The sequence below is a fragment of the Devosia sp. T2-14 genome, assembly GCF_055397495.1.
The window spans coordinates 1,998,286-2,021,083 of sequence record NZ_AP027921.1 but is presented as its reverse complement, the minus strand read 5'-3'; the positions used below and the strand labels follow the sequence as shown (position 1 = coordinate 2,021,083).

At 63.7% G+C, this 22,798-nt stretch carries 22 protein-coding genes; 9 read left to right on the top strand and 13 right to left on the bottom strand.

Features of this window, described 5'->3' with window-relative positions; all coding sequences use genetic code 11:
- Positions 1–36: 36 nt before the first annotated feature.
- From ACZ5WT_RS09935 to ACZ5WT_RS09925, 3 genes are read left to right on the top strand one after another with little or no spacing between them, the layout of a single operon-like run.
- Complete coding sequence (locus tag ACZ5WT_RS09935; protein WP_464283634.1) at positions 37–990, top strand: ABC transporter permease; 954 nt, start codon at positions 37–39, stop codon at positions 988–990.
- A complete protein-coding gene (locus tag ACZ5WT_RS09930; protein WP_464283633.1) occupies positions 987–1,826 on the top strand; it encodes an ABC transporter permease in 840 nt (279 codons plus the stop codon). Before ACZ5WT_RS09935 ends, ACZ5WT_RS09930 begins: the two co-directional genes overlap by 4 nt.
- Positions 1,813–3,372 (top strand): dipeptide ABC transporter ATP-binding protein, encoded by a 1,560-nt coding sequence (locus ACZ5WT_RS09925; RefSeq protein WP_464283632.1) that lies wholly within the window; start codon positions 1,813–1,815, stop codon positions 3,370–3,372. The genes ACZ5WT_RS09930 and ACZ5WT_RS09925 overlap by 14 nt, the downstream gene beginning before the upstream one ends.
- A gap of 76 nt (positions 3,373–3,448) precedes the next feature.
- On the opposite strand, the gene bglA is transcribed toward ACZ5WT_RS09925, so the two are convergent.
- The 9 genes from bglA to ACZ5WT_RS09880 all read right to left on the bottom strand — a co-directional run bounded on the left by bglA (position 3,449) and on the right by ACZ5WT_RS09880 (position 12,458).
- Entirely contained in the window at positions 3,449–5,119 is a 1,671-nt protein-coding gene (gene bglA / locus ACZ5WT_RS09920) for a beta-galactosidase BglA (RefSeq protein WP_464283631.1), read from the bottom strand.
- A gap of 31 nt (positions 5,120–5,150) precedes the next feature.
- On the bottom strand, positions 5,151–5,816 hold the full coding sequence (locus tag ACZ5WT_RS09915; protein ID WP_464283630.1) for a UPF0149 family protein: 666 nt from the start codon (positions 5,814–5,816) through the stop codon (positions 5,151–5,153).
- 70 nt (positions 5,817–5,886) lie between these two features.
- Positions 5,887–7,200, bottom strand: coding sequence for a GH1 family beta-glucosidase (locus ACZ5WT_RS09910; RefSeq protein ID WP_464283629.1), 1,314 nt, complete (start codon positions 7,198–7,200; stop codon positions 5,887–5,889).
- 96 nt (positions 7,201–7,296) lie between these two features.
- A complete protein-coding gene (locus ACZ5WT_RS09905) occupies positions 7,297–7,542 on the bottom strand; it encodes a hypothetical protein (protein WP_464283628.1) in 246 nt (81 codons plus the stop codon).
- Between the two features lie 64 nt (positions 7,543–7,606).
- Complete coding sequence (locus tag ACZ5WT_RS09900) at positions 7,607–8,686, bottom strand: Mrp/NBP35 family ATP-binding protein (RefSeq protein ID WP_464283627.1); 1,080 nt, start codon at positions 8,684–8,686, stop codon at positions 7,607–7,609.
- 103 nt (positions 8,687–8,789) lie between these two features.
- Positions 8,790–9,443 (bottom strand): fructose-6-phosphate aldolase, encoded by a 654-nt coding sequence (gene fsa, locus ACZ5WT_RS09895; RefSeq protein ID WP_464283626.1) that lies wholly within the window; start codon positions 9,441–9,443, stop codon positions 8,790–8,792.
- An 82-nt stretch (positions 9,444–9,525) separates the two neighbouring features.
- Positions 9,526–10,710 (bottom strand): amino acid aminotransferase, encoded by a 1,185-nt coding sequence (locus ACZ5WT_RS09890; RefSeq protein ID WP_464283625.1) that lies wholly within the window; start codon positions 10,708–10,710, stop codon positions 9,526–9,528.
- A gap of 63 nt (positions 10,711–10,773) precedes the next feature.
- On the bottom strand, positions 10,774–11,700 hold the full coding sequence (locus ACZ5WT_RS09885; protein WP_464283624.1) for an electron transfer flavoprotein subunit alpha/FixB family protein: 927 nt from the start codon (positions 11,698–11,700) through the stop codon (positions 10,774–10,776).
- Positions 11,700–12,458 (bottom strand): electron transfer flavoprotein subunit beta/FixA family protein, encoded by a 759-nt coding sequence (locus tag ACZ5WT_RS09880; protein WP_464283623.1) that lies wholly within the window; start codon positions 12,456–12,458, stop codon positions 11,700–11,702. Before ACZ5WT_RS09880 ends, ACZ5WT_RS09885 begins: the two co-directional genes overlap by 1 nt.
- Before the next feature lie 225 nt (positions 12,459–12,683).
- On the opposite strand from ACZ5WT_RS09880, the gene ACZ5WT_RS09875 reads away from it, so the two are divergent.
- From ACZ5WT_RS09875 to ACZ5WT_RS09860, 4 genes are all read left to right on the top strand, one after another.
- On the top strand, positions 12,684–13,853 hold the full coding sequence (locus ACZ5WT_RS09875) for a M20 aminoacylase family protein (RefSeq protein WP_464283622.1): 1,170 nt from the start codon (positions 12,684–12,686) through the stop codon (positions 13,851–13,853).
- 30 nt (positions 13,854–13,883) lie between these two features.
- The gene (locus ACZ5WT_RS09870; protein WP_464283621.1) at positions 13,884–14,945 is read left to right on the top strand and encodes an AbrB family transcriptional regulator; all 1,062 of its coding nucleotides are present in this window, start codon (positions 13,884–13,886) and stop codon (positions 14,943–14,945) included.
- Positions 14,946–14,969: 24 nt separating this feature from the next.
- A complete protein-coding gene (locus ACZ5WT_RS09865; RefSeq protein WP_464283620.1) occupies positions 14,970–15,266 on the top strand; it encodes a hypothetical protein in 297 nt (98 codons plus the stop codon).
- A gap of 161 nt (positions 15,267–15,427) precedes the next feature.
- A complete protein-coding gene (locus ACZ5WT_RS09860) occupies positions 15,428–15,712 on the top strand; it encodes a hypothetical protein (RefSeq protein ID WP_464283619.1) in 285 nt (94 codons plus the stop codon).
- A 42-nt stretch (positions 15,713–15,754) separates the two neighbouring features.
- Here ACZ5WT_RS09860 and ACZ5WT_RS09855 read toward each other — a convergent pair whose 3' ends face one another.
- Positions 15,755–17,392 carry an alpha-glucosidase gene (locus ACZ5WT_RS09855; protein ID WP_464283618.1) on the bottom strand — a complete coding sequence of 546 codons (1,638 nt, stop codon included), beginning with the start codon at positions 17,390–17,392 and terminating at the stop codon, positions 15,755–15,757.
- A gap of 139 nt (positions 17,393–17,531) precedes the next feature.
- Here ACZ5WT_RS09855 and ACZ5WT_RS09850 point away from each other — a divergent pair, with 139 nt between their 5' ends.
- Positions 17,532–17,867, top strand: a complete 336-nt coding sequence (locus ACZ5WT_RS09850; protein ID WP_464283617.1) for a cupin domain-containing protein — start codon at positions 17,532–17,534, stop codon at positions 17,865–17,867.
- 2 nt (positions 17,868–17,869) lie between these two features.
- Here ACZ5WT_RS09850 and ACZ5WT_RS09845 read toward each other — a convergent pair whose 3' ends face one another.
- From ACZ5WT_RS09845 to ACZ5WT_RS09835, 3 genes are read right to left on the bottom strand one after another with little or no spacing between them, the layout of a single operon-like run.
- Positions 17,870–18,799, bottom strand: coding sequence for a 2-hydroxyacid dehydrogenase (locus ACZ5WT_RS09845; RefSeq protein ID WP_464283616.1), 930 nt, complete (start codon positions 18,797–18,799; stop codon positions 17,870–17,872).
- The gene (locus ACZ5WT_RS09840) at positions 18,796–20,124 is read right to left on the bottom strand and encodes a hemolysin family protein (RefSeq protein WP_464283615.1); all 1,329 of its coding nucleotides are present in this window, start codon (positions 20,122–20,124) and stop codon (positions 18,796–18,798) included. The genes ACZ5WT_RS09845 and ACZ5WT_RS09840 overlap by 4 nt, the downstream gene beginning before the upstream one ends.
- 46 nt (positions 20,125–20,170) lie before the next feature.
- Positions 20,171–21,106, bottom strand: coding sequence for an AEC family transporter (locus tag ACZ5WT_RS09835; RefSeq protein WP_464283614.1), 936 nt, complete (start codon positions 21,104–21,106; stop codon positions 20,171–20,173).
- Positions 21,107–21,264: 158 nt separating this feature from the next.
- On the opposite strand from ACZ5WT_RS09835, the gene glpD reads away from it, so the two are divergent.
- Entirely contained in the window at positions 21,265–22,794 is a 1,530-nt protein-coding gene (glpD, locus tag ACZ5WT_RS09830) for a glycerol-3-phosphate dehydrogenase (RefSeq protein WP_464283613.1), read from the top strand.
- The last annotated feature ends 4 nt before the right edge of the window (positions 22,795–22,798 follow it).

Below are 22,798 nucleotides of genomic sequence, written 5' to 3'. Positions count from 1 at the left end.
CCATGAGGGCGGGGGGCTCCGGTCCCGGATTTCCGTATGATCCTCTTCGCCCTCCGCCGCTTTCTTGGCTTCGCGGCAACCCTGCTGGTTGCCGCCCTCGTCATTTTCTACCTGCTCAACCTGCTGCCGGGCGACCCGGCGCAGTTTATCCTCGGCATCAATGCCACCCCAGACTCGGTCGCGCGGCTGCGCGCGCAGATGGGGCTGGACGCACCGGCCCATGAGCGCTTCATCAGCTGGGTCTTGGGCATGCTGCGCGGCGATTTCGGCATGTCTTACACGCAGCGGGCACCGGTCGCAGACCTGATCTGGGCGCGTCTGGGCGTAACTCTGCCTCTCTCCATCTTTGCCATGATCATCTCGATCGTCGTCGGCCTGCCCCTCGGCATTCTGGCGGCGCGCCAGCGCGGCAAGCCGCTCGACACCATCCTCATGGTCGCCGCACAGACCGGGGTGGCCATCCCCAATTTCTGGTTCGGCATGCTGCTGACCCTGCTGTTTGCCGTGACCCTGCGCTGGCTGCCCACTGGCGGCTTCATCCCCTGGAACGAGGATGGCGGCGCGGCCCTGCGCGGGCTGATCCTGCCTAGCCTGGCGCTGGCCCTGCCGCAGGCATCCATCCTCGCCCGCGTGATGCGCACCGCTCTGGTCGATGTGACCAGCCAGGACTATATCCGCACAGCCCGCGCCAAGGGTCTGACCATGGGCGAAGCAGTTTGGCGGCATGGTGTGCGCAATGCGCTGCTGCCGGTGCTGACCATCCTCGGCCTGCAATTCGCCTATCTGGTTGCCGGCACCATCATCGTGGAAAACGTCTTTTACCTGCCGGGGCTCGGCAAGCTGATCTTCACTGCCATTTCCGAGCGCGACCTGATCCTGGTCAGCGGCGCCACCATCATTCTTATCGTGACGGTCACCGCCACCATGCTGCTCACCGACATCGCCTATGCCCTGGTCGACCCGCGCCTGCGGGAAAGGGGCACGTCATGAGGCGACTGCTCAATCATCCCAGCCTGGTCATCGGGCTGATCGCCACGCTGATCTTTGCGGCCATCGGGCTGATTTCGCTGGTGTGGACGCCCTATCCCATCGAGCTGATCAATGTGCCCATACGTTACCAGGGTCCAAGTCCCGAGCATTGGCTGGGCACCGATAATCTCGGCCGCGACATGGCTTCGCTGGTGATGGCCGGCACCTGGACCAGCTTTCTGGTCGCGGCGATTGCCGTCGCCATCGGCGCGGGCATCGGTGTGCCCCTGGGCCTTGCCGCTGCCGCCTGGGGCGGGCCGATCGAATGGCTGGTGCTGCGCTTCGCCGATTTCATCTTCGCTTTTCCGGCCATTATCGTGGCCATCCTCATCACCACGCTGGTGGGTCCCGGCGCAGTCAATGCCATTGTGGCCATCGGCATCTTCAACATTCCGGTCTTCGCGCGGGTGGCGCGCGGCGGGGCACTGAGCATTGCCACGCTGGATTTCGTGGCGGCCGGTCGGCTGGCCGGCCTGGGCAATGCGATGATTGCCTATCGGCACCTGCTGCCCAACATAATGAGTCTCATCATCGTGCAGGGCACGATCCAGCTTTCACTCGGCATACTAGCCGAGGCGGGGCTGAGCTATGTCGGGCTGGGCACCCAGCCGCCCGCAACGAGCCTGGGACTGATGCTGCGCGACGCCCAGAGCGTGTTCCTGCTCCACCCCTGGCTGACGCTGGTGCCTGGGGTCTGCATCGTGCTGATCGTCATTGCACTCAACATTGCCGGAGATGGCCTGCGCGACGCCATCGACCCGCGTCTCCGGCAGGGTAATAACAATGTCATTGCTTGAAGTTTCTGGGCTTTCCGTCCGTTTCGGTGCGACCGAGGCGGTCAGCGATGTCACCTTTTCGCTGGAGCCGGGTGAACGCTTCGGCATTATCGGCGAAAGCGGATCGGGCAAGACGCTGACGGCGCTGGCGGTCACGGGCCTGCTGCCCGAAGGGGCAGCATCCACCGGCACCATTACCCTTGATGGCCAACCCCTGCCCCAATCCGAGCGCGAGATGGCGCGGCTGCGCGGCAAGCGTGTCGGCATGGTGTTTCAGGAGCCGATGACCGCGCTTAATCCGCTGATGCGGGTGCGCGAACAGATCGAGGAATCCCTGCGTCTCAATGCCTATCACGGCGCGGCGCAGTTCGAATTGCCGCATCTGCTTGAAGAAGTGGGTCTCGAACTGCGGCACGGCGAGCGCTTTCCCCATCAGCTCTCGGGCGGGCAGCGCCAGCGCGTGATGATCGCCATGGCCCTCGCAAGCCGGCCTGACATACTCATTGCAGACGAGCCGACATCGGCGCTCGATCTCATCACCCAGCGCAAGGTGCTCGACCTGATCGCCGAGATCTGCGCCCGGCGGCAGATGGCGCTACTGTTCATCAGCCACGACCTCAAAGCCGTTGGTGCCCTCTGCACTCGCGTCGCCGTGATGCATAAGGGCAAGCTGGTCGAAACCGGCCGGGCCACCACCCTGTTTGCCGCGCCACGTGAAGACTACACGCAGCGCCTGGTTGCGGCATCGCGCTTTGACGTCCGGACGCAGTCCCGTCCAGCGCTGGGTCCGACCCTGCTCGAAGTCGATGGCATTACCCGCGACTATCGCCAGGGCGGCACGCTGTTCTGGGCCGACAAGCCCTTACGGGCCGTCGACAAGGCGACCTTCTCCGTCGCCAGCGCAGAATGCCTGGCACTGGTAGGGCCATCGGGGTGTGGCAAGACCACGCTGGCCAAGATCATCGTCGGTCTCGACAAGGCTACCGCCGGCACAATCCGGCTCGACGGCGTGTCCTATCACGGCGGCAACCTGCCCCGCGCCCTGCGGCGCGACATCAGCCTCGTGTTCCAGGACCCGTTCGGCAGCTTCAATCCGCGCCTGACGGTCGCCGATTCCGTGGGCGAACCGCTGCGGCTCGAAACCGGGCTGGAGCGCGATGCCGCGCGCGGCCGGATCGAGCAGGCTGTCACCGCCGTTGGCCTCAGCACCGCCATGCTCGAACGCTATCCGCACGAATTCTCCGGTGGCCAGCGCCAGCGCCTCGCCATCGCCCGGGCCCTCGTGACACGGCCCAAGCTGGTCGTGCTGGACGAGCCCGTTTCCGCACTCGATGTCTCGGTGCGCGGCGAGGTGCTGGACCTGCTGGCCGGGCTCCAGGCCGATTTCGGCCTGACCTATCTCATCATCAGCCACGACCTCGACATGGTGCGCGCCATGGCCGATCGGGTGCTGGTCATGGAAGCAGGCAGGATCGTCGAAGAAGGCGCTCCCGAACAGATCTTCGCCCGTCCCCAGCACCGCCTGACCCGCGACCTGGTAGCTGCGCGCCTCCCCGAGATCGCGTAGAAGGTGGATGACGCAGTAGCCCTCATGGTGAGGTGCGCTTCTTCAGCGCCTCAAACCACGAGGGCGTGAGGCTGGCTCACACCACCCCCACATAGCTCCCAAACGGCGCCAGCGCGATGCGGCCATCGACTGGCGTTGCCGTCACGCCCGGGCAGCCGGCATCGCGCGCCACCATGCCGGCCGGCAGCACAAAGTCCGCCGCCTGCTCGCTCATGTTGAAGACGCAGACCAGCCGCTCGTTGCCGTCCGAGCGGACGAAGGCCAGCACATCGCCAGTGCCCTCGATCAGTTCGATCTTGCCCTTGGCCAGCGCCGGGTGGGCCCGGCGGAAAATCAGCAAGGCGCGGTAGAATTCGAGCACCGAGCCGTCGACCTTGTCCTGGGTGTCCACCGCATGCAGCAGGTGCTCGGCCGGTACGGGCAGCCAGGTGCGGTTGGCCGTCGAAAACGCGCCATTGGCCGCATGGGCCTGCCACACCATCGGCGTGCGGCATCCGTCGCGTCCCTTGAACTGCGGCCAGAACTCGATGCCATAGGGGTCCACCAGATCCTCGAAGGCCAGTTCGGCCTCCTTGAGGCCCAGTTCCTCGCCCTGATAGAGGCAGACCGAACCGCGCATGGTGAGGATCAGCGTCGCGGCCAGCCGGGTGAAGGCCGCTTCCTGCCCATGCACCGCCCAGCGGCTGACATGGCGCACCACGTCATGGTTGGAAAACGCCACGCAGATCCAGCCATCGGGCGCCGAGGCTTCCGTAGCCGCGATCGACTTGCGGAAATGCTCGGCTGAGAACTCGCCGCCCAGATAGTCGAATGTGTAGGCCATGTGCAGGCGATGGTCGCCCGACGTATATTGCGCCATCACCTCAAGCTGATGCTGGCTGTCGCCGATTTCACCGACCGTAGTCTTGCCGGGATATTCGTCCATCAGCGCGCGCAGGCGCTCGAGAAAGACCAGGTTTTCCGGCCGCGACTTGTCGAACAGGTGTTCCTGGAAATTGTAGGGGTTCACTGCCGGGGCGGTCGAGGCGTTGAAATCCTCGGGCTTGACCACCGGGTTGGATTCCAGCCCCGTCGAGTGGAAATAGAAGTTCACCGTATCAAGCCGGAACCCGTCGACACCCCGTTCCAGCCAGAAGCGCATGTCGCTCAGCAGCGCATCCTGCACGTCGGGATTGTGGAAGTTGAGGTCGGGCTGGGAGACCAGGAAATTGTGCATGTAATACTGCATACGCCTGGAGTCCCACTGCCAGGCCGAACCGCCGAAGATCGACAGCCAGTTATTGGGCGGGGTGCCGTCGGGCTTGGGATCGGCCCACACATACCAGTCGGCCCGCGGATTGGTGCGCGACTGTCGCGATTCCGCGAACCAGGCATGCTTGTCCGACGAGTGCGAAATCACCTGGTCAATGATCACCTTGAGGCCCAGCGAATGGGCCTTCTGCACCAGCCGGTCGAAGTCTTCCAGCGTGCCGAAGCTGGGGTCGATCCCGCGATAGTCCGAGACGTCGTAGCCGAAATCCTTCATCGGCGACGTGAAGACCGGAGAAAGCCAGATGGCGTCGACGCCCAGATCGGCGACATAGTCGAGCCGACTGGTGATACCAACCAGATCGCCGACGCCGTCCCCGTTCTGATCCTGGAAGGATCGAGGATAGATCTGGTAGATGACCGCCCCCCGCCACCAGTCCTTGTCGATGGCTTGCTCGTCCGTCGTCTTGGTCTCGGTCATCATCGTGTTGGCAGTCATCTGGATCTCCGAGGAGGGTTGATGCGGCTCGTCAGTTGGCGCCGTGGCAGCGCTTGTATTTCAGGCCCGACCCGCAAGGGCATGGATCGTTCCGTCCGACCGCATCGCTGCGGATCGGGGTCTGTTTCGGCGTCAGGCGATGGGCACGATAGAGGGTTGCCGCAATTTCGGGAATGATGCGCGGCGCATCCTCGACGAAGGCGAGGAATTCGGGATCGCTCTGGGCAGCAGCATCCTGTTCGGGATCAACGGCGCCGAGCAGCGACATGACAGCAAAGGCGGCTTCCTGCGCCTGCGACTCCTGATGGCTCTTGAGCAGCTTTTCCCACGCGGGCAGGCGCAGGCTCATCGCCGTTTCAAAGCCCATGATCCAGATTTCCCAGAGCACGTCCTCGGGATTGTCGTCATCGACCTCGTAGAGCGGCTCGTAGCGCGCTTCGCTCAGCTCGGCAGTGATTTCCTCGTAGCGCGCCATGATCAGGGCGGTCAGCTCGGCCTCGTTGACCGACGGCGCTTCACCGGCCTCGCCGCTCCAGACCAGCGGCAGCCATTCTTCCTGCGCGATGGGTTCGGGCGCTGCGGCAACGCCGCACAGATAGCCGTCGAGCTGGCTCAGGGTCATGCCGTCATCGCCAAGAGCGATCAGCATGGTGTCGAGGCGGAGCTGGCTTTCAGACAGTTCGGCAAGTTCGTCCAAGGGGAAATCCGTTCAGTGGTAAGGGCAGACCATCCATGATCTGCCCTCACCGCCGCGCAAAAGCAACGGACTATCGGGTATTGTGCAGCATGCCCTGAAAGGCGCGGTAGCTCGATTTGGGTGTGCGTTGCTGCGTATCGTAGTCGACATGCACGATGCCGAAGCGCTTGTTGTAGCCCTCTGCCCATTCGTAATTGTCCAGCAGCGACCAGGCGAAATAGCCGCGCACATCGGCGCCCTGCTCGCGCGCGTTCACCACCGCCTTGAGGTGATCGTCGTAGTAGCGCACGCGGCGCGGGTCATCGTCGCCCTCGACCTCGGCCATGCCGTTCTCGGTCACGTAGAGCGGGATCTTGGTATATTCGTTGGAGACGCGCACCAGTAGGTCCGTCAGGCCCTGCGGATAAATTTCCCAGCCCATCTCGGTCTTTTCGAGCTGGCCCTTGACCTGCTCCATCGGCTGGCCCGGCTTGTCGGACGCCTTGTAGATGCCGCGCGTGTAATAGTTGATCCCCAACCAGTCGAGCGGACGGGACACCACTTCCATGTCGCGCTCAAAATCTTTCGGCAGGTAGGGCGCCAGCCACTGGGTGATCTCCTCGGGATACTTGCCTTTCAGCACCCCGCCCAGATACCAGCGGTTGAACATGGCGTCGCCCAGATTGGCCGCCTGCAGGTCCTCGGGGCTTTGCGAGGCCGCTTCCGACTTTTCGAGGTTGAGCACGATGCCGAGGTTCTTGGCTCCGTTGGCGCGCAGCGCATCAATCCCGGTGCCATGGGCAAACAGCACATGGTGCATGGCCCGCGCCGCCGCGCGCATGTCTCGATAACCCGGCGCGTGTATGCCGAGGAAATGGCTGAGAAACGCGACGCACCAGGGCTCGTTGATGGTCGCCGTGGCGTGCAGGCGATCGCCGAACTTCTGCGCCACCAGCGCGGCATAGTCGCCAAACCAGCCGGCAATGTCGCGGTTCATCCAGCCGCCCTTGTCCTGCAGCGGCGACGGCAGGTCCCAGTGATAGAGCGTGGCATAGGGTTTGAGATTGCGCTCAAGCATGCCGTCGATCAGCCGGTCATAGAAATCGAGCCCAGCCTGATTAACCGCGCCAGTGCCTTCCGGGATCAGCCGGGGCCAGGCAAACGAAAACCGGTAGCCATCAAAGCCCCCATCTCGGATCAGGTCGAGGTCGCCGGGCCAGAGCTCATAGTGATTGCACGCATTGAGACCGGTATCCCCGTTCGCGACGTTTCCGGGCGTTGCTGAGAATGTGTCCCAGATCGAGCTACCGCGCCCGTCGCGCTGGCCGCCCTCGATCTGATAGGCCGCCGTGGCGACGCCAAACGTGAAACCCGGACCAAAGTCCTTGCGATCAACTGAGAACATTAGCGCTCCTCTGGCCGGCATTTTCGCCGTTACCCAAGCCAGATAACGCAGGTTTGCGGCTCATGCAATCGATTGCATTAACGAAAGAACAGACTATCAGGCCAGCTTGTTCAACTTACTCATGGATGCAGACTTGGCTTTGGCCGCCGCCTGAGCATTGCTGCGCAGCTGCATTTCAGTGGTCACCACCTGCGCAGCCGCCGTTCTATTGATATTGGCCGTCATGGAATCGCGCATCGCCTGCGAGCGCAGCATGCCCTCATCGATGATGGCGCGGCGCTTGGCGCGCGACTGCATCATCATGCCATATCTGGATGTATCAGCGACCTTGGCCATGCCCAAGGGTGGCGGCTCGCCCTTAACAAATGATGAACGGCGCGCCCGCAACAGGCGCACCGATTGGCCCCTACCCCTTCAAGCCCGGTCCCGCCTTGAGGACCGCCTGCGCGATCGCCCGATAGGCATTGGCCTCCGCACCCTCGGGGCTCGCCACCATTGGCGGACGGCCCGCATCGGACCCCTCGCGGATCGACATGACCAGCGGGATTGCGCCCAGGAAGTTCATCTGCAATTCGGCGGCTGCGCGTTCGGCGCCGCCGGTGCCGAAAATGTCATAGCGCGTGCCGGTATCGGGCGCGATGAAGTAGCTCATGTTCTCGACCAGCCCGAGCAGCGGCACGTCGAGCCTGCGCAGCATGTCGATGGCCTTCTTGGCGTCGATCAGCGCCAGGTCTTGTGGAGTGGAAACGATGACCACACCATCGACTACGGCCTGCTGGAACAGCGAAATATGGATATCGCCGGTCCCCGGCGGCAGGTCTATGACCAGCACGTCGAGTTCACCCCAGTCGGTTTCGCGCAGCAGCTGGCGCATGGCCGAGGTCGCCATCGGGCCGCGCCATACCACGGCCTGATCCTTGGTCAGCATGGAGCCGATCGACATGGCCTTGATGCCATAGGCTTCGTGCGGGGAGAAAATGCCGTCCTCGCGCACCGCTGGCTGGCCCTCGAGAGCCATCAGCTTGGGAATGGACGGTCCATAGAGATCGGCGTCGAGAATGCCGACCTGCAGCCCGCCGGCGCTCAGCGCCAATGCCAGGTTGACCGCAGTCGTCGATTTGCCCACGCCGCCCTTGCCCGAGCCGACGGCGATGATGCGCTTGATCCCGGGCACACGTGTTTTGCCGGGCGGCACAGGCTTGCCATGCGAAAAGGTCGGGCCGGATTTCGGCGGCGGCTTGCCGCCGGTCAGCGACACCATAACCTTGCGAGTACCGGCAATCTTCTGCGCCACTGCGGCGGCCTCGTCGCGGGCGGGGCCAAAGGCGGCCTCCATGCCGGGCGCCACCGCGATGGCGAAAGCCACCGCGCCGGATGTCACGATAATATCGGAGAGGCCGCCATACCCCGCCAGATCACCGCCGCCGGGAATTTCCACGGCGGCCAGAGCTGACTTGATGGCGGCGGCGAGTTCGATATCGGCCATGGCTTTTACCTACGGACCCTATCGAAGTCCGCTTGAACATAAAGAAAAAGGTCTCGCCGCGACAGCAGGCGAGACCCCGGATTGTCGCGGCGAAGTCGTGTCCCTAGAGGATCGACTGGCCGGTTGCCTTCCAGTCCTTCAGGAAGCCGTCGATACCTGCGTTGGTCAGCGGGTGATCGGCCAGCTTGCGAATGACTGCCGGCGGGATGGTGGCGACATCGGCACCGGCCAGCGCGACCTGGGTCACGTGGTTGGGCGAACGGATCGAAGCAGCCAGGATCTCGGTGTCGAAGGCGTAGTTGTCATAGATGATACGGATATTCTCGATCAGCTCGACGCCATCGAGGTTGATATCATCCAGACGGCCAAGGAACGGCGAGATATAGGTCGCGCCGCACTTGGCTGCCAGCAGGGCCTGGTTGGCCGAGAAGCAGAGCGTGACGTTGGTCTTGATGCCGCGTTCCTTGAAGGTCTTGGTGGCCTTGAGGCCAGCAAGGGTCAGCGGAAGCTTCACCACGACGTTGTCCGCCAGGGCAGCCAGCACTTCGCCTTCGGCGATCATGCCGTCATATTCGAGCGACGCCACTTCGGCCGAAACCGGACCGGGGACGATAGCGCAGATCTCCTTGACCACTTCCTTGAAGTCACGGCCGGACTTGGCGATGAGCGAGGGATTGGTGGTCACACCATCAAGCAGACCGGTCTCGTAGAGCTCCTTGATGTCCTTGATTTCTGCAGTGTCGACAAAGAACTTCATGGTTCCCTCCTGTGTCAGTACGTGCCCGCTACTTACAAAGATGTAGCACGGCAAACCCTGGCTGCAAGGTCACTTGCCAGCCTTATTTGATGGCGGCGAGCATCGCGTCAGCGAGGTCGTCGATACGGTCTTCGGGGATCCCTGCGACGTTGATACGGCTGTCACCAATCATATAGACGCCGTTCTCTGCCTTAAGGTGCTCGACAACCGAATTTTCCAGACCGAGCAGCGAGAACATGCCGCGGTGAGCGGCGATGAAGTCGAAATCTTCGGAGTTGGACTTCTGGCGGATGGCCGCGCTCAGCTTTTCGCGCAGGCGGATCATGCGGCCGCGCATCTGGTTGAGTTCGGTTTCCCACTCGGCGCGCAGCTCGGCATCCTCGAGGATGGTGCGGATAATTTCGGCACCGTGATCGGGTGGCTGGCTATAGGCGCCGCGGATGATGTTGAGCAGCTGCGACTGGGCGATATCGGCCTGGGCAGCGTCCCGTGCGATCAGGATGGCAGCGCCGACGCGTTCGCGATAGAGACCGAAATTCTTCGAGCCCGAGAACGCGATCAGCGCTTCGGGCACCGAGGCGATCACCTTGCGGGTGCCATAGGCGTCTTCGAGCAGGCCATCGCCGAAGCCGAGATAGGCCAGGTCGATGAAGGGCAGCGCACCGGTGCGGGCGAGACTCGCCGCGACCTGGTCCCACTGTTCGTTGGTCAGGTTTGCGCCAGTCGGGTTGTGGCAGCAGCCGTGCAGCAGCACGACGTCGTCCTTGCCCAGCTTGTCGAGCGCCGCCAGCATGTCGGCGAACTTCACGCCGCGCGTTTCGGTGTCGAAATAGGGATAGGTCTGGACCTTGAGGCCCGAATTGATGGCGATCGGGTTGTGGTTCGGCCAGGTCGGGTCGGACACCCAGACGGTCGCGCCTGGACGGGCGCGGTTGACCAGCTGCATCAGCACCCAGAGCGAGCCGGTGCCGCCGGGCGCCTGCGCGATGCGCACGCGGCTGCGGTCAACGCTGTCGGCCAGCGCCAGGTCGAGCACGGCAGCGCCATAGCCCTTGTTGCCGGCAATGCCGAGATAGGTCTTGGTCTTTTCGTTGGCCAGGATCCGCTCTTCCGCCTTGCGGACGGCGGTCATCACGGCGGTAACGCCCTTTTCGTCTTTGTAGACGCCGACGCCAAGGTCGATCTTGGTGGGACGCGGGTCGGCCGCGTATTCGCCCATGAGCGCCAGGATCTTGTCGCCGGGGGCCTTGGTAAGGGTCTCAAACATGTCGGGATCGTTCCGGTGGAAAGCGCCGTCTTTATAGGCGGCGGGTGAGAATTTGCAATCAGATCAGCGCTTGAGACCGGCCTTATCCAGCTCGGCAATCAATTGCGGTACAATTTCAAACAGATCGCCGATCAGAGCCGCATTGGCCAGTTTGACCAGCGGTGCCTCGGGGTCGGTATTGATGGCCACGATCTTCTTGGCGCCCTGGATTCCGGCCAGATGCTGCAGTGCACCGGAAATGCCAATGGCAACATAGAGATCGGGGGCGATGATCTTGCCGGTCTGGCCGACCTGCCAGTCATTGGGGGCGTAGCCGGCATCCACCGCCGCCCGCGTCGCGCCAATTGCCGCACCCAGCTTTTTCGCCAGCGTTTCGATCAGCTTGAAGTTCTCGGCCGAGCCCAGCGCCACCCCGCCGCCCACGACGATCTGTGCCGTGGCGAGGTCAGGCGTATCGCTTTCGGTGCGGTGGCTGGCGATGAGCTTTGCCGCCGAAACAACCGGGCTGTCGATCGCCTCGATGGGCGCCGCATTGCCCGCCCCCGCCGCCCGGAACGCCGAAGCGCGCAGCGTGAGGATATGCTTATTCTGGCTGTCGGTGACGGTCTGCACAGCGTTGCCGGCATAGATCGGCCGCACGAAGCGGTTGGGCCCCAGGATCTCGACAACGTCGGTCACCGGCATCAGGTCAAGCCTTGCGGCCAGCCGCGGCATCACGTCCTTGCCCACGCTGGCGGCGCTGGCGACCACATAGTCATAGCCTCCAGCCAGGTTGTGCAGCAGGGTTTCGAGCCCATCTGCCAGCTGGTCGCCGCGGGCGGTCAGCACCTTCGCCACACCTTCCAGCGCAGCTGCGGCCTGCGCCACCGCGGCGTTATCAGCCACCACCAGCACATCGACCGCGCCCAGTTCGCGCACCCCGTGCACGACGCGCGCAGTGGCTGGCGACAGAATGCCAAGATCATGATCGGCGAGAACGAGAACGGTCATCACAGGGCCTCCATCTCGGCGACATCGGCGGCAATGAATGCGGCCAGTTCGGCAACCGAGCCCACCGTCCTGCCAGCCGCGCGTTCGGCGGGCGGAGATACCTTCTCGATGGTGAGGCGCGGTGTCAGGTCCACCCCGAATTCAGCCGCCGGGCGCGCCGCCAGCGGCTTGGAACGCGCCTTCATCACCATCGGCAGCGCCGCATTGCGCGGCGTATTGAGGCGTAGGTCCGCCGTCACGATGGCGGGCAGCGCCACGGCAACGGTCTCGCGGCCGCTATCGACCTCGCGGGTCACTTCCAGCCCTTCGGCCGTTACCTTGATCTCGGAGGCAAACGTCGCCTGCGGGCGGTTGGTCAGCGCCGCCAGCATCTGGCCGACATGATTGCTGTCGTCATCGACGGCTTGCTTGCCCAGCAGCACGATATCGGGATTTTCCTCGGCCACCACCTTGGCGAGCAGCTTGGCAATGGCCAGCGTCTCGAGCGCCGCATCGGTCTCAATCAGGATGCCGCGATGGGCGCCCATGGCGAGCGCGGTCAGCACCACGTCATTGGCGGTCTTGGGGCCGATGGTGACGACGACGATTTCATCGCCATGCCCCGCCTCGCCGAGTTGCACGGCAGCTTCCACCGCATGCTTGCAGAACGGGTTCATCGAGAGGCGCACGCCCTCGGTCTCGACCCCGCTGCCATCGGGCCGAACGCGGATGCGCACGTTGTGATCGACGACGCGCTTGATGGCGACCAGGATTTTCATGGGCATCTCCGGCAAGTTGCCGGTGTCATTACAAAATAGCCGCGCCCGGGCAAGCCGCGCCCGGAGAAATTTGGGCCACTGCGAAGGCGATTGTTGGAAAAGGGTGCCGGGGCCTTACGACGGTTCGCCAATACACCCCTCGCCCCATTCAATCCGATGCAGTAAGGTTGACGCCGCTGATTGGGCCAGCGACACTGACCCAAATCCCAAAATCCCGGACCACCCATGCCCGTCATTAATCGCATTGCCGAATTCCACGACGAAATCACCGAGTGGCGGCAGGATTTTCACGCGCATCCGGAAATCCTCTACGAGGTCGTGCGCACGGCAGGCATCGTCGAGAGCAAGCTGAGGGCCTTCGGCTGCGACGAGGTGATATCAGGCATCGGGCGCACCGGCGTCGTCGGCATCATCAATGGCCGCTCCAACACATCGGGCCGCACCATCGGCCTCCGCGCCGACATGGATGCGTTGCCGGTGACCGAAAAGACCGACCGCGCCTATGCGAGCACCATCACCGGCAAGATGCATGCCTGCGGCCATGACGGACACACCGCCATGCTACTGGGCGCGGCCAAGTATCTGGCCGAGACGCGCAATTTCGACGGCCGCATCGCCCTCATCTTCCAGCCGGCTGAAGAAGGCGGCGCCGGCGGCAAGGCCATGCTCGATGACGGGCTGGTCGATCGCTTTGGCATCAGCGAATTCTACGGCATGCACAACTGGCCCGGCATGCCTGCCGGCCATTTCGGCATCCGCCCCGGCGGCATCATGGCCGCCACCGACCGCTTCTACATCGACATCGTCGGTCGCGGCGGCCATGCCGCCCGCCCCCAGACCACGATCGACCCCATCATCGTCGCCGCCAACATGATCGTGGCGATGCAGTCGATCGTATCGCGGAATGTCGATCCCCTGCACAATGCGGTGCTGTCGGTGACCATGGTCGAGGCCGGAGAGGCCGACAACGTGATCTCGCAGAGCGCCAAGATCACCGGCACCGTGCGCACGCTCGATGGTGCCGTGCAGGACCAGATCGAACAGCGCCTGGTAGATTTCGTGCCCCAGTTCGCCAAGAGCTTCGGCGCCGAGGCAACCGTGCGCTATGCGCGCGGCTATCCCGTAACCGTCAATTCGCCCGAGCAGACCGCTTTTGCCGCCGAAGTGGCCCGCGAGGTGGTGGGCAAGGACCGCGTCGATGCCGATACGCCCCCTTCGATGGGCGGGGAGGATTTCTCCTTCATGCTCAATGAGCGCCCCGGCGCCTATATTTTCGTGGGCAATGGCGACAGCTCCGAACTGCACACCGATACCTACGACTTCAACGACGCCGTCATTCCGGTCGGCGCCACCTATTGGGTGAAGCTGGCCGAAAAGGCGCTGCCCGTCGGCTAATCGCTCCCGCTCCCAGATGAAAAGCTTGCCGTGCCCGCTTCGTCCCTCTCGGCCAGGATTGTGCCGGTCCTCTTCGCGCTAGCGCTCTCCGCGGCCGGTGGCGGAATCGCCACCTTTGGAGGCATGCCCGGCGGCTGGCTGATGGGTGGCGCCGTGGCCGTTACCCTGGCCGCCATGGCGGGCCTGGCCGTGGAGTTTCCCAATTGGCTGCGCGACGTGGCCTTCGTCCTGATCGGCATGTCGATGGGGGCAAGCGTTGATCCCAACAGCCTGCAATTGCTGGCCAGCTGGCCGGTGAGCATTGCTGCCCTGCTGATCGAAACCGCCGTTATCATCTGGCTGACCGGCTGGATGCTGGTGAAGCTATTCAAGCTCGATGCCGGCACGGCCTATCTCAGCTCCTTTCCCGGCCACCTGTCGCTGATCCTGGGCATTGCGGCTTCGGGTGTGGGCAATGCCAGGCAGATCCTCGTCATCCAGGTGTTCCGGGTGCTGGTGCTGATCATCTGCGTGCCCATCGGCGCGCTGCTGCTGCCCGGCGAACACCTGCCGGCGCCCGCCTCCCGCGACTGGCTCACGGTCTGGGAATTGCTGGCCATTGCGGCGGGCTGCGTCGCGGTGGGGCTGGTGTTCCGCAAGCTCAAGGTTCCGGCCAGCTTCGTGCTCGGCTCCATGGCGGCGGCTACCGCGGCAAAACTCGCCGGTCTCTACACCGCCGACATGCCCGGTCCCCTGATGACCATCACCTTCATCCTGACCGGCGCGCTGATCGGCTCGCGCTTTGTCGGGGTCACGCGCTCCGAACTGTTTGGCGCCGTCCGGGGAGGATTGGTCGCCACCGGGCTCATGGTCTGCATTGTCACGGCCACCTCCTACGCCGTCAGCGAACTCGTCGACCTGCCATTCGGCCAGGTCTGGCTCGGTCTGGCGCCTGGCGCGCTTGAGGGCATGGGCGCATTGGGCATCGCCCTGGGCTACGACACCGCGTTCATTGCCGGGCATCACGTCATCCGGCTCCTGGCGCTGGCCTTTGCCATTCCTGCGGCGGTAGTGTGGATCCGACGGCGTGAGGCCGCCATAATCACGCAATAAGACCGGGCCGAAGGAGACATTACGATGCGCAAAACCCTGATTCTGCTCATGCTTCTTGCCGGTGTGGCCCCAGCGGCGGCCGTGCCCGTCTGCAGCGGCGTCAACAGCGAGGGCATTCACCTCAGCTTTGGCTTTTCGGTGGGCGGCCCGTTCAGCGAGGCCGAGATCAACGAATTCGACAAACAGACCCTCAATGGCAAGGGCATCAGGGCAACGCGCGTCGAGCGCTGGAGCGGCTGCATCCGCGCCTGGGTGCTGCAGCCCGATGGCCGCGAAGTTATGGAATTCTATGATCCGGAAACCTTCCGCCGCGTCGAATAAGGTCCCACGGACCTTGCCGGCGCATTACCGGAACCTGTTCGCCAGATTACCGCCGATTTCCGATAATTCATATTGTTTGCAGTAGTTTAACTGGCAGTCACGCTGCGGCAGCGCGATAGTTTGGGGGTTCAAACAAGATCTCCAAACCACGGAGCACTGCCATGTTCAAGACCATCATCGCCGCCGCCATCGCCGCAAGCAGCCTTGGCGTCGTAGCCCTTCCAGCCCAGGCCGCCACGTCGCATGCTGGCGTCACCTGCGACAGGGGCGCTTCAATTGCCGGCAACAAGGATTTGATTACGCAGGAACTGCGCGCCAAGGGCTTTAATGTCGAGAGCGTTGAATCGTGGAACAACTGCGTCCGCGCCTTCATCGTCCAGCCCAACGGATCGCTGAGCATGGCTTTCTTCGAGCCCGGCTCGCTGAAGCAGATCCCGACGTCATAAGCCATCGTGCCCCCGGGGCTTCGGCCCCGGGGCAGGCCGCGTCTACTGGCCCAGGCTCACGCGCCGCCCGCTGGGCAGCGCGATGAACGCATAGCCGTTGGCGCCCAGTTGCAGCGCCTGCTCACCCAGCACCGCATTCTGCGAAATGGGCTCCACCTGCACATCCCCCGCCAGCCCTGTGATCGTCACCTGCTGCGGCTCGGCCGACAGGTTGAACACGCAGAGCAGCCCCTGCTCGCCCTCGTTGCGGCGGAAGGCCAGTACCGGCTCGGCGGTGCGGTAGAAGGCGATATCACCCAGCCGCAGCGCCGGATGGGTTTTGCGCCACGCCAGAATGGCGCGATAGAAAGCCAGCGTTGAGTTGGCATCGGCATTCTGCGACGCCACGTTGAGTGCCGCCTGCGGCGGCTTGATCGGCAGCCAGGGCGTGCCTGATGTAAAGCCATTGGGCGGCGCCCCCTCATCCCATGGCATGGGCGTGCGGCAGCCATCGCGGCCCTTGTCTTCCGGCCAGAAGCGGATGCCGCGCGGGTCGGTCAGTTCCTCAAACAGCAGGTCTGTTTCGGGCAGGCCCAGTTCCTCGCCCTGATAGAGGCAAACCGAGCCCTTGAGAGACAGCACCAGCGCCGCCGTCTGGCGCGCCAGCTCCCCCTGCGACTGGCTATGCGGCGCCCACCGCGTCATGTGGCGCGGCACGTCGTGGTTGGAAAAGCTCCAGCACGGCCAGCCATCGGGGCCGGCCTTGAAGAAGGTCTCGATGCGGCTGCGGAAATGGGCGGCGGTGAATTGCGGCCCCAGGAAGTCGAAGCCGTAGCACATGTGCAGCGTGTCGCCGCCCGATGTGTATTCGGCCATCAGCTGCACCGACTTGTGGCTGTCGCCGACCTCGCCGACCGACGTCGCCCCCGGATATTCGTCGAGCAGCTTGCGCACCCGGCGCAGGAAATCGACATTCTCCGGCTGGCTCTTGGAGTATTTGTGCTCCTGCATGTCATAGGGATTGACCGCATAGGGCAGGTGCTCGTCGCGCTTGTTGGGCGGGTTGGAGCGCAACTTGCTGTCATGGAAATAGTAGTTGACGGTATCGAGCCTGAATCCGTCGATGCCGCGCTCCAGCCAGAAGCGCATCACATCGAGCACCGCCTGCTGCACCTCCAGATTGTGGAAGTTCAGGTCCGGCTGGCTGGCGAGGAAATTGTGCAGGTAATACTGCCCCCTGCTGGGATTCCATTCCCAGGCCCGGCCGCCGAACACTGCCGGCCAGTTGTTGGGCGGGGAACCATCGGCCAGCGGATCGGCCCATACATACCAATCGGCCTTGGCATTGGTGCGGTTGAGGCGGCTTTCCTCGAACCAGGGATGCTGGTCCGAAGTGTGACTCACCACCTGGTCCATGATCACCTTGAGCCCGCGCGCATGGGCCTGCTGCAGCAAGCTGTCGAAATCATGCAGCGAGCCGAACAGGCGATCGACCTCGCGATAGTCGGAGACGTCATAGCCCATATCGGCCTGCGGTGACTGGGTGATGGGCGACAGCCAGATGCAGTCGACGCCGAGCCCGGCAATATGATCGAGCCGCCGGATGATGCCGGGCAGATCGCCCACACCGTCGCCATTGCTGTCCTGAAACGAGCGGGGATAGACCTGATAGATCACTCCGCCGCGCCACCATTCAGTCATTGCTGTCTCCCTTGATCGCGCCCGCAGGCTAACCCGGCTCAACGTGCTTGGAAACGATCGCGTTGCGCAGGGCAGCGATGTCGTCGAAAATGGCCGAGGTGGCTCGTCATAGGCATGAAGGCAGACGGAGGATCCGACCATGCATGTGTTGAGGGCAGCAGACCGCGCACCGAGCCAGAGCCGCACAGTGCGCTTCGAGGGGACCGAATACGGCACCCCCATTTCGTTCTTTTCAGTCGACAACGAGCCCGGCCAGGGGCCGGTGCTGCATGTCCATCCCTATCCCGAAACCTGGATCGTGCGCTCGGGCCGCGCCCGCATCGTCGCCGGGGACCAGACCATCGAGGTCGGCCCCAGCGACATCGTCGTCGTGCCCGCGGGCGTCCCGCACAAGTTCACCAATATCGGCCCCGAGCGGCTGGGCATCGTCTGCATCCATGCCGCCGGCACCATGGTGCAGGACGACCTGGAATAACCCTAGACCACCGCGCTGATCAGCGGCTCGCCGGAAAAATGCGCGTCGAGGTTGGCGACCAGCAGCGCCCCCATGGCGTCGCGGGTCTGCACCGTGGCGCTGCCCTGGTGGGGGCTGAGCACCACATTGTCGAGCGCGAGGAACCCTGCGGGCACAAGCGGCTCGTTCTCGAACACGTCGAGCGCCGCGCCACCGAGGCCGCCATTCTGCAGCAGCTCCAGCATGGCCGGTTCATCGACCAGCGTACCGCGCGCCACATTGACCAGCATGCCCTTGGGCCCCAGAGCTTCCAGCACCTGCCGGGAAACGATGCGCTCGGTACCCTTTCCGCCCGGCGCGATGATGACCAGCCAGTCGCTGTCGCGCGCCATCTCGACAAGGCTGTCGTAGAACACGAAGGGCTCGTTGGGCTGGCGCTTGCGACCATGATAGACCACGCGCATCTTCATCGCCTGGGCGCGGCTGGCAATTTCCTTGCCGATACGACCAAGGCCCAGAATTCCCACGGTCTTGCCGGTGAGTTCGGAGAACAGCCCCATCCCGGCGCCCGGCCACTTGCCCTGCCGCACGAACTGATCGGCCTGCGGAATGCGCCGCGCCAACGCGATCATCATCCCGATGGTCAGCTCGGCCACCGCGTCATTGAGCACGTTGGGCGTATTAGTGACGCGGATATTGCGCGCCTTGGCGGTTGCGGTGTCGATATTGTCATAGCCGACGCCAAACCCGGCGATGATTTCGAGCTTGGGCAGCGCATCCATTAGGTCCGCCTGCACGCCCGAACCGGCATGCGCCCGGATGCGCCCGCCATTGGCCGCCAGCCAGGCCTTTGGATCGGCCTGTTCGTGCAGCTTGTGCACGGTGAAGCGCTCGGCCAAAGCGGCTTCGCAACTGGCCAGCAGCTTGCCGGTCTGGAGAATTTCGATGGTCATGGACGGGCCTTGTCGTTGGATTTGGTCGTGGCGGGCTTGGCGGGAGGAATGCGCGTCACCAGCAGCTGGTTGAGCCGCATCTTGTCGGCATCGACGACCTCGAAGCGGTAGCCCTCGGCCTCCACCTTGTCGCCTTTGCGCGCGGCGCGGCGCAGCCGGTGCACCACGAAGCCGCCGATGGTTTCGAACGAGCCTTCCGAGCCGATATAACTGATATTGAGCGCCTGCATCACATCGACCAGCGGGGTCACGCCGTCGACCAGCCAGCTCTGGTCGTCACGCTGCAGGATCTGCCGCTCCTCGAACGGATTGACCAGCCCATGCACCAGCGCGGCCATCAGGTCCTTGAAGGTCACGACGCCGACCACGTTGGCATATTCGCTGGTCACCAGCGCGAAGCCGGTATCCTGGGACTGGAACTCGGCGAGCACCTCCCAGACGTTGAGCGAGTCCGGCACCGAAACAATATCGCGCCGCATCTTGGTGAATTCGACGGCCCCGGCATTTTCGAACGCCGCCGACAGCACATCCTCTGCGCGTACGCTGCCGATGACATTATCGAGCCCGCCATCACATAGCGGATAGCGCGAAAAGGGGTGGTGCTGAACCTTGTCGCGCTGCACTTCGAGCGGGTCATTGATATCGAGGAACACGATCTCGTCGCGGACCGTCATCACCGATGTGACGCTGCGCAATTCGAGCGACAGCACGTTCTCGATGAGCTGGTGTTCCTTCTTCATCAGCGCGCCCGACGCCTCGCCACCGGCCAGGATCATGCGAAAATCCTCGGTGGTCACCTCGTCGCGCTGCTCCGGCTCGATGCGGAAAAGACCGATCAACCAGTCGGACACGCCGCTGAAAAACCAGACCAGCGGCCGCAGCAGCCGGATCTGGGCTTCGAGAAACCAGCAGACATTCAGCGCGATCCTCTCGGGCATCATCATGGCGATGCGGCGCGGCACGAGGTCGGCAAACAGGATGAAGGCGGTGGTCACAATGACAAAAGCCAGCACGTCGCCGGTGGTCTGGGCGACATCAAGCGGCAGGAACATCTCCAGCCCGCTCGAAATCAGCGGCCCGATCGAGCCCGAGCCGATCGCGCCGGCCAGGATCGACACGGCATTGGTCGAAATCTGCAGCGCCGTGATGACGACGCCGGCTCGTCCGCGCAGCTTCATGAAGCGTCGCGCGCGCGGGTCGCCTGCTTCGGCGAGGGCACGGATGCGGATTTCGCGGGCGGCCGCAAAGGCAATCTCGGCCAGTGCGATGAAAACACTGATGCCGATGAGCACGACGATCAGGAGCAGTCCAAGAAACGATGACATGACCGAACTCTAGGCGGTTTTCTCCGACTTGTCGCGCGGGGCGCGGCTAAAGACTGAGCAAATAGAGCCACATGGATATGGTCGCGGCCGATGCGACGGTTGCAATCAGGATAGTGTTGGCGGCCACGCTGGCGCCGCGATTGTAGTAGGTGGCGAAGATATAGACGTTCACGCCGGCCGGCATGGCCGAGAGCAGGATACCATAGCGGGCGATCTCCATGGGCACGTGCAGCACCCAGATCATCAGCACATAGGCAATGGCCGGGTGCACGATCAACTTGATGATCGAGGCCACCAGCGCCTGCCGCCAGTTTTCCGAAAGCTTGAACTCGTTGAGCGCCCCCCCAATGCCGAACAGCGCCGCCGGAACCACGGCCGAGCTCATCATCACGAAGAATGCCTCGGCCGGCTCGATCAGCTTGAGCCCCGAGAAATAACCGAGCAGCCCAGCCGCAATGCCCCAGATCAGCGGATTGGAGGCAACGCGTCTCAGCGCGACCAGTAGCGTCGTGCCCAGCGACTGGCCGTCGCGGCGCATCAGTTCCATCGTCACCATGCCCGTGGTCAGCAGGATCGCCCCATGCACACCGATGATCGACAGCACCACCGGCAGTGCATCGGCGCCATAGGCGCGCTGGATGATCGGCAGGCCGATCAGCACTGTATTGGTGAACATGCCCGAAAATCCGGCCGCCACCGCCTCGCCCGGCGTGTTGCGGAACACTTTGAGCGCAATCACGATGCCCAGCACGAAGCAGGCCAGCGCCCCCACATAATAGGGGCCGATAATGCCGATATTGAAAGCCGAACTGAAGTCGCTGGTCACCAGCGAATGGAACAGCAGGCAGGGTGTCGCGAAATTGTTGACGAAAGCGATCAGGCTCTTGATGCCCTCCACCGGAAACAGCCGCAGGCGGACCGCGCCGAAACCAAGCCCCATCAGCGCAAAGATGGGCGCAATGACTGTGAGGATGGCGAGCATGGAGGATATTCCGGGCGGGAGACACCAAGGCCTAGCCTTCCCCGCCCAGCGGGTCAATGACAGACTTGTATGGTAGATCGCCTCCGCCAAAACGAAACTAAACGCTTCCAAAACGAAACCGATACGCATACAAACGAAGCCAGCTAGAGGATGGATCAATGGCTGCCAGCGAGAGTGTCGACGTCTTTGTCATCGGGGGCGGGATCAATGGCGCCAGCATTGCCCGTGACGCGGTTGGCCGCGGCTACACCGTCGCCTTGGCCGAGATGAACGACCTGGCGTCGGGCACCTCATCGGCAGCGACCAAGCTGGTGCATGGCGGGCTGCGCTACCTTGAGCATTACGAATTCCGCCTGGTGCATGAATCGCTGGCCGAGCGCGAAGTGCTCTGGGCCGAGGCGCCGCATATCATCAAGGCCCTGCGGTTCGTCCTGCCCCACCACAAGGGCCTGCGCCCGGCCATGGTGCTGCGCGCCGGGCTGGCCATGTATGACTATATGGGCGGGCGGCGCCTGCTCCCGCCCACCAAGACGCTCGACCTAACCCGCCACGAAACCGGCAAGCCGCTCAGGCCCGGCTACCGACTGGGCTTTGAATATTCCGACTGCTGGGTCGATGACGCCCGCTTCGTCGTGCTCAACGCCCGCGATGCCGCCGACAAGGGCGCCGCCATCCATGTGCGCACCAAGGTCACCGGAGTCCGCCGCGATCATGGCGGTTGGCTAGTCGAGCTCGATGGCGAAGCCGGGCGCCAGACCATCCGCGCGCGTCTCGTGGTCAATGCCAGCGGGCCCTGGGTCGATCAGGTCATCTCGGGAGCGATGGGCAAGGCCGGCGCGCACAATGTCCGACTGGTCAAGGGCAGCCATATCGTCGTGCGCAAGCTCTACGACCACGACCGCTGCTACATCTTCCAGAATGCCGACGGCCGCATCATTTTCGCCATTCCCTATGAAGACGACTTCACCCTGATCGGCACCACCGACCAGGATTATGCGGGCGATCCCAAGGACGTGAAAATCTCCGAGCAGGAGACCGATTACCTGCTCTCCGCCGCCAGCGAGTATTTCGCCAAGCCTGTGACGCGCGATTCCGTCCACTGGTCCTATTCGGGTGTCCGCCCACTGTATGACGATGGCGCCAGCGCCGCGCAGGAAGCCACCCGCGACTATGTGCTCAAGCTCGACGGCGATGCCACAACCGGCGCCGCCATCAACGTCTTTGGCGGCAAGCTCACCACCTCGCGCCGCCTCGCTGAATCCGTGCTCGAAAAGATCGAGCAGGTGCTGGGCAAGAAGGGCGCGCCCTGGACGAAGACCTCCACCCTGCCCGGCGGCGACTTCGAGCCCCTCGCCTTCGAGGCCGAACTGCGCCGCCTCGCCATGAACTATTCCGGCCTGCCCCCCGCAATGCTGCGCCGCCTGATGCGCCTCTACGGTACCAAGGCTCGCGTGCTGCTCGGCAGCGCTCAGGATTTGAGCGCCCTGGGCCGGCACTTCGGCTGCGATCTCTACGCCGCCGAAGTCGACTATCTCATTGCCAATGAATGGGCCCGCACGGCACAAGATATCCTATGGCGCCGCACCAAGCTCGGCCTGCGGTTCTCTGCCGAGGAAGTTAAGGCGCTGGAAGAGTATTTGGCATCCAAAGACGTGCTCCAGGCACGCGGAGCCATACCCTCCCCTTGATGGG

Coding starts and splice junctions, on each gene's coding strand:
- ACZ5WT_RS09845 (WP_464283616.1), bottom strand. CDS start 18,799: ATGACCATCGAAATTCTCCAGACCGGCAAGCTGCTGGCCAGTTGCGAA.
- ACZ5WT_RS09935 (WP_464283634.1), top strand. CDS start 37: ATGATCCTCTTCGCCCTCCGCCGCTTTCTTGGCTTCGCGGCAACCCTG.
- ACZ5WT_RS09860 (WP_464283619.1), top strand. CDS start 15,428: ATGTTCAAGACCATCATCGCCGCCGCCATCGCCGCAAGCAGCCTTGGC.
- fsa (WP_464283626.1), bottom strand. CDS start 9,443: ATGAAGTTCTTTGTCGACACTGCAGAAATCAAGGACATCAAGGAGCTC.
- ACZ5WT_RS09885 (WP_464283624.1), bottom strand. CDS start 11,700: ATGACCGTTCTCGTTCTCGCCGATCATGATCTTGGCATTCTGTCGCCA.
- ACZ5WT_RS09875 (WP_464283622.1), top strand. CDS start 12,684: ATGCCCGTCATTAATCGCATTGCCGAATTCCACGACGAAATCACCGAG.
- ACZ5WT_RS09910 (WP_464283629.1), bottom strand. CDS start 7,200: ATGTTCTCAGTTGATCGCAAGGACTTTGGTCCGGGTTTCACGTTTGGC.
- ACZ5WT_RS09865 (WP_464283620.1), top strand. CDS start 14,970: ATGCGCAAAACCCTGATTCTGCTCATGCTTCTTGCCGGTGTGGCCCCA.
- bglA (WP_464283631.1), bottom strand. CDS start 5,119: ATGACTGCCAACACGATGATGACCGAGACCAAGACGACGGACGAGCAA.
- ACZ5WT_RS09835 (WP_464283614.1), bottom strand. CDS start 21,106: ATGCTCGCCATCCTCACAGTCATTGCGCCCATCTTTGCGCTGATGGGG.
- ACZ5WT_RS09930 (WP_464283633.1), top strand. CDS start 987: ATGAGGCGACTGCTCAATCATCCCAGCCTGGTCATCGGGCTGATCGCC.
- ACZ5WT_RS09890 (WP_464283625.1), bottom strand. CDS start 10,710: ATGTTTGAGACCCTTACCAAGGCCCCCGGCGACAAGATCCTGGCGCTC.
- glpD (WP_464283613.1), top strand. CDS start 21,265: ATGGCTGCCAGCGAGAGTGTCGACGTCTTTGTCATCGGGGGCGGGATC.
- ACZ5WT_RS09880 (WP_464283623.1), bottom strand. CDS start 12,458: ATGAAAATCCTGGTCGCCATCAAGCGCGTCGTCGATCACAACGTGCGC.
- ACZ5WT_RS09900 (WP_464283627.1), bottom strand. CDS start 8,686: ATGGCCGATATCGAACTCGCCGCCGCCATCAAGTCAGCTCTGGCCGCC.
- ACZ5WT_RS09855 (WP_464283618.1), bottom strand. CDS start 17,392: ATGACTGAATGGTGGCGCGGCGGAGTGATCTATCAGGTCTATCCCCGC.
- ACZ5WT_RS09850 (WP_464283617.1), top strand. CDS start 17,532: ATGCATGTGTTGAGGGCAGCAGACCGCGCACCGAGCCAGAGCCGCACA.
- ACZ5WT_RS09840 (WP_464283615.1), bottom strand. CDS start 20,124: ATGTCATCGTTTCTTGGACTGCTCCTGATCGTCGTGCTCATCGGCATC.
- ACZ5WT_RS09925 (WP_464283632.1), top strand. CDS start 1,813: ATGTCATTGCTTGAAGTTTCTGGGCTTTCCGTCCGTTTCGGTGCGACC.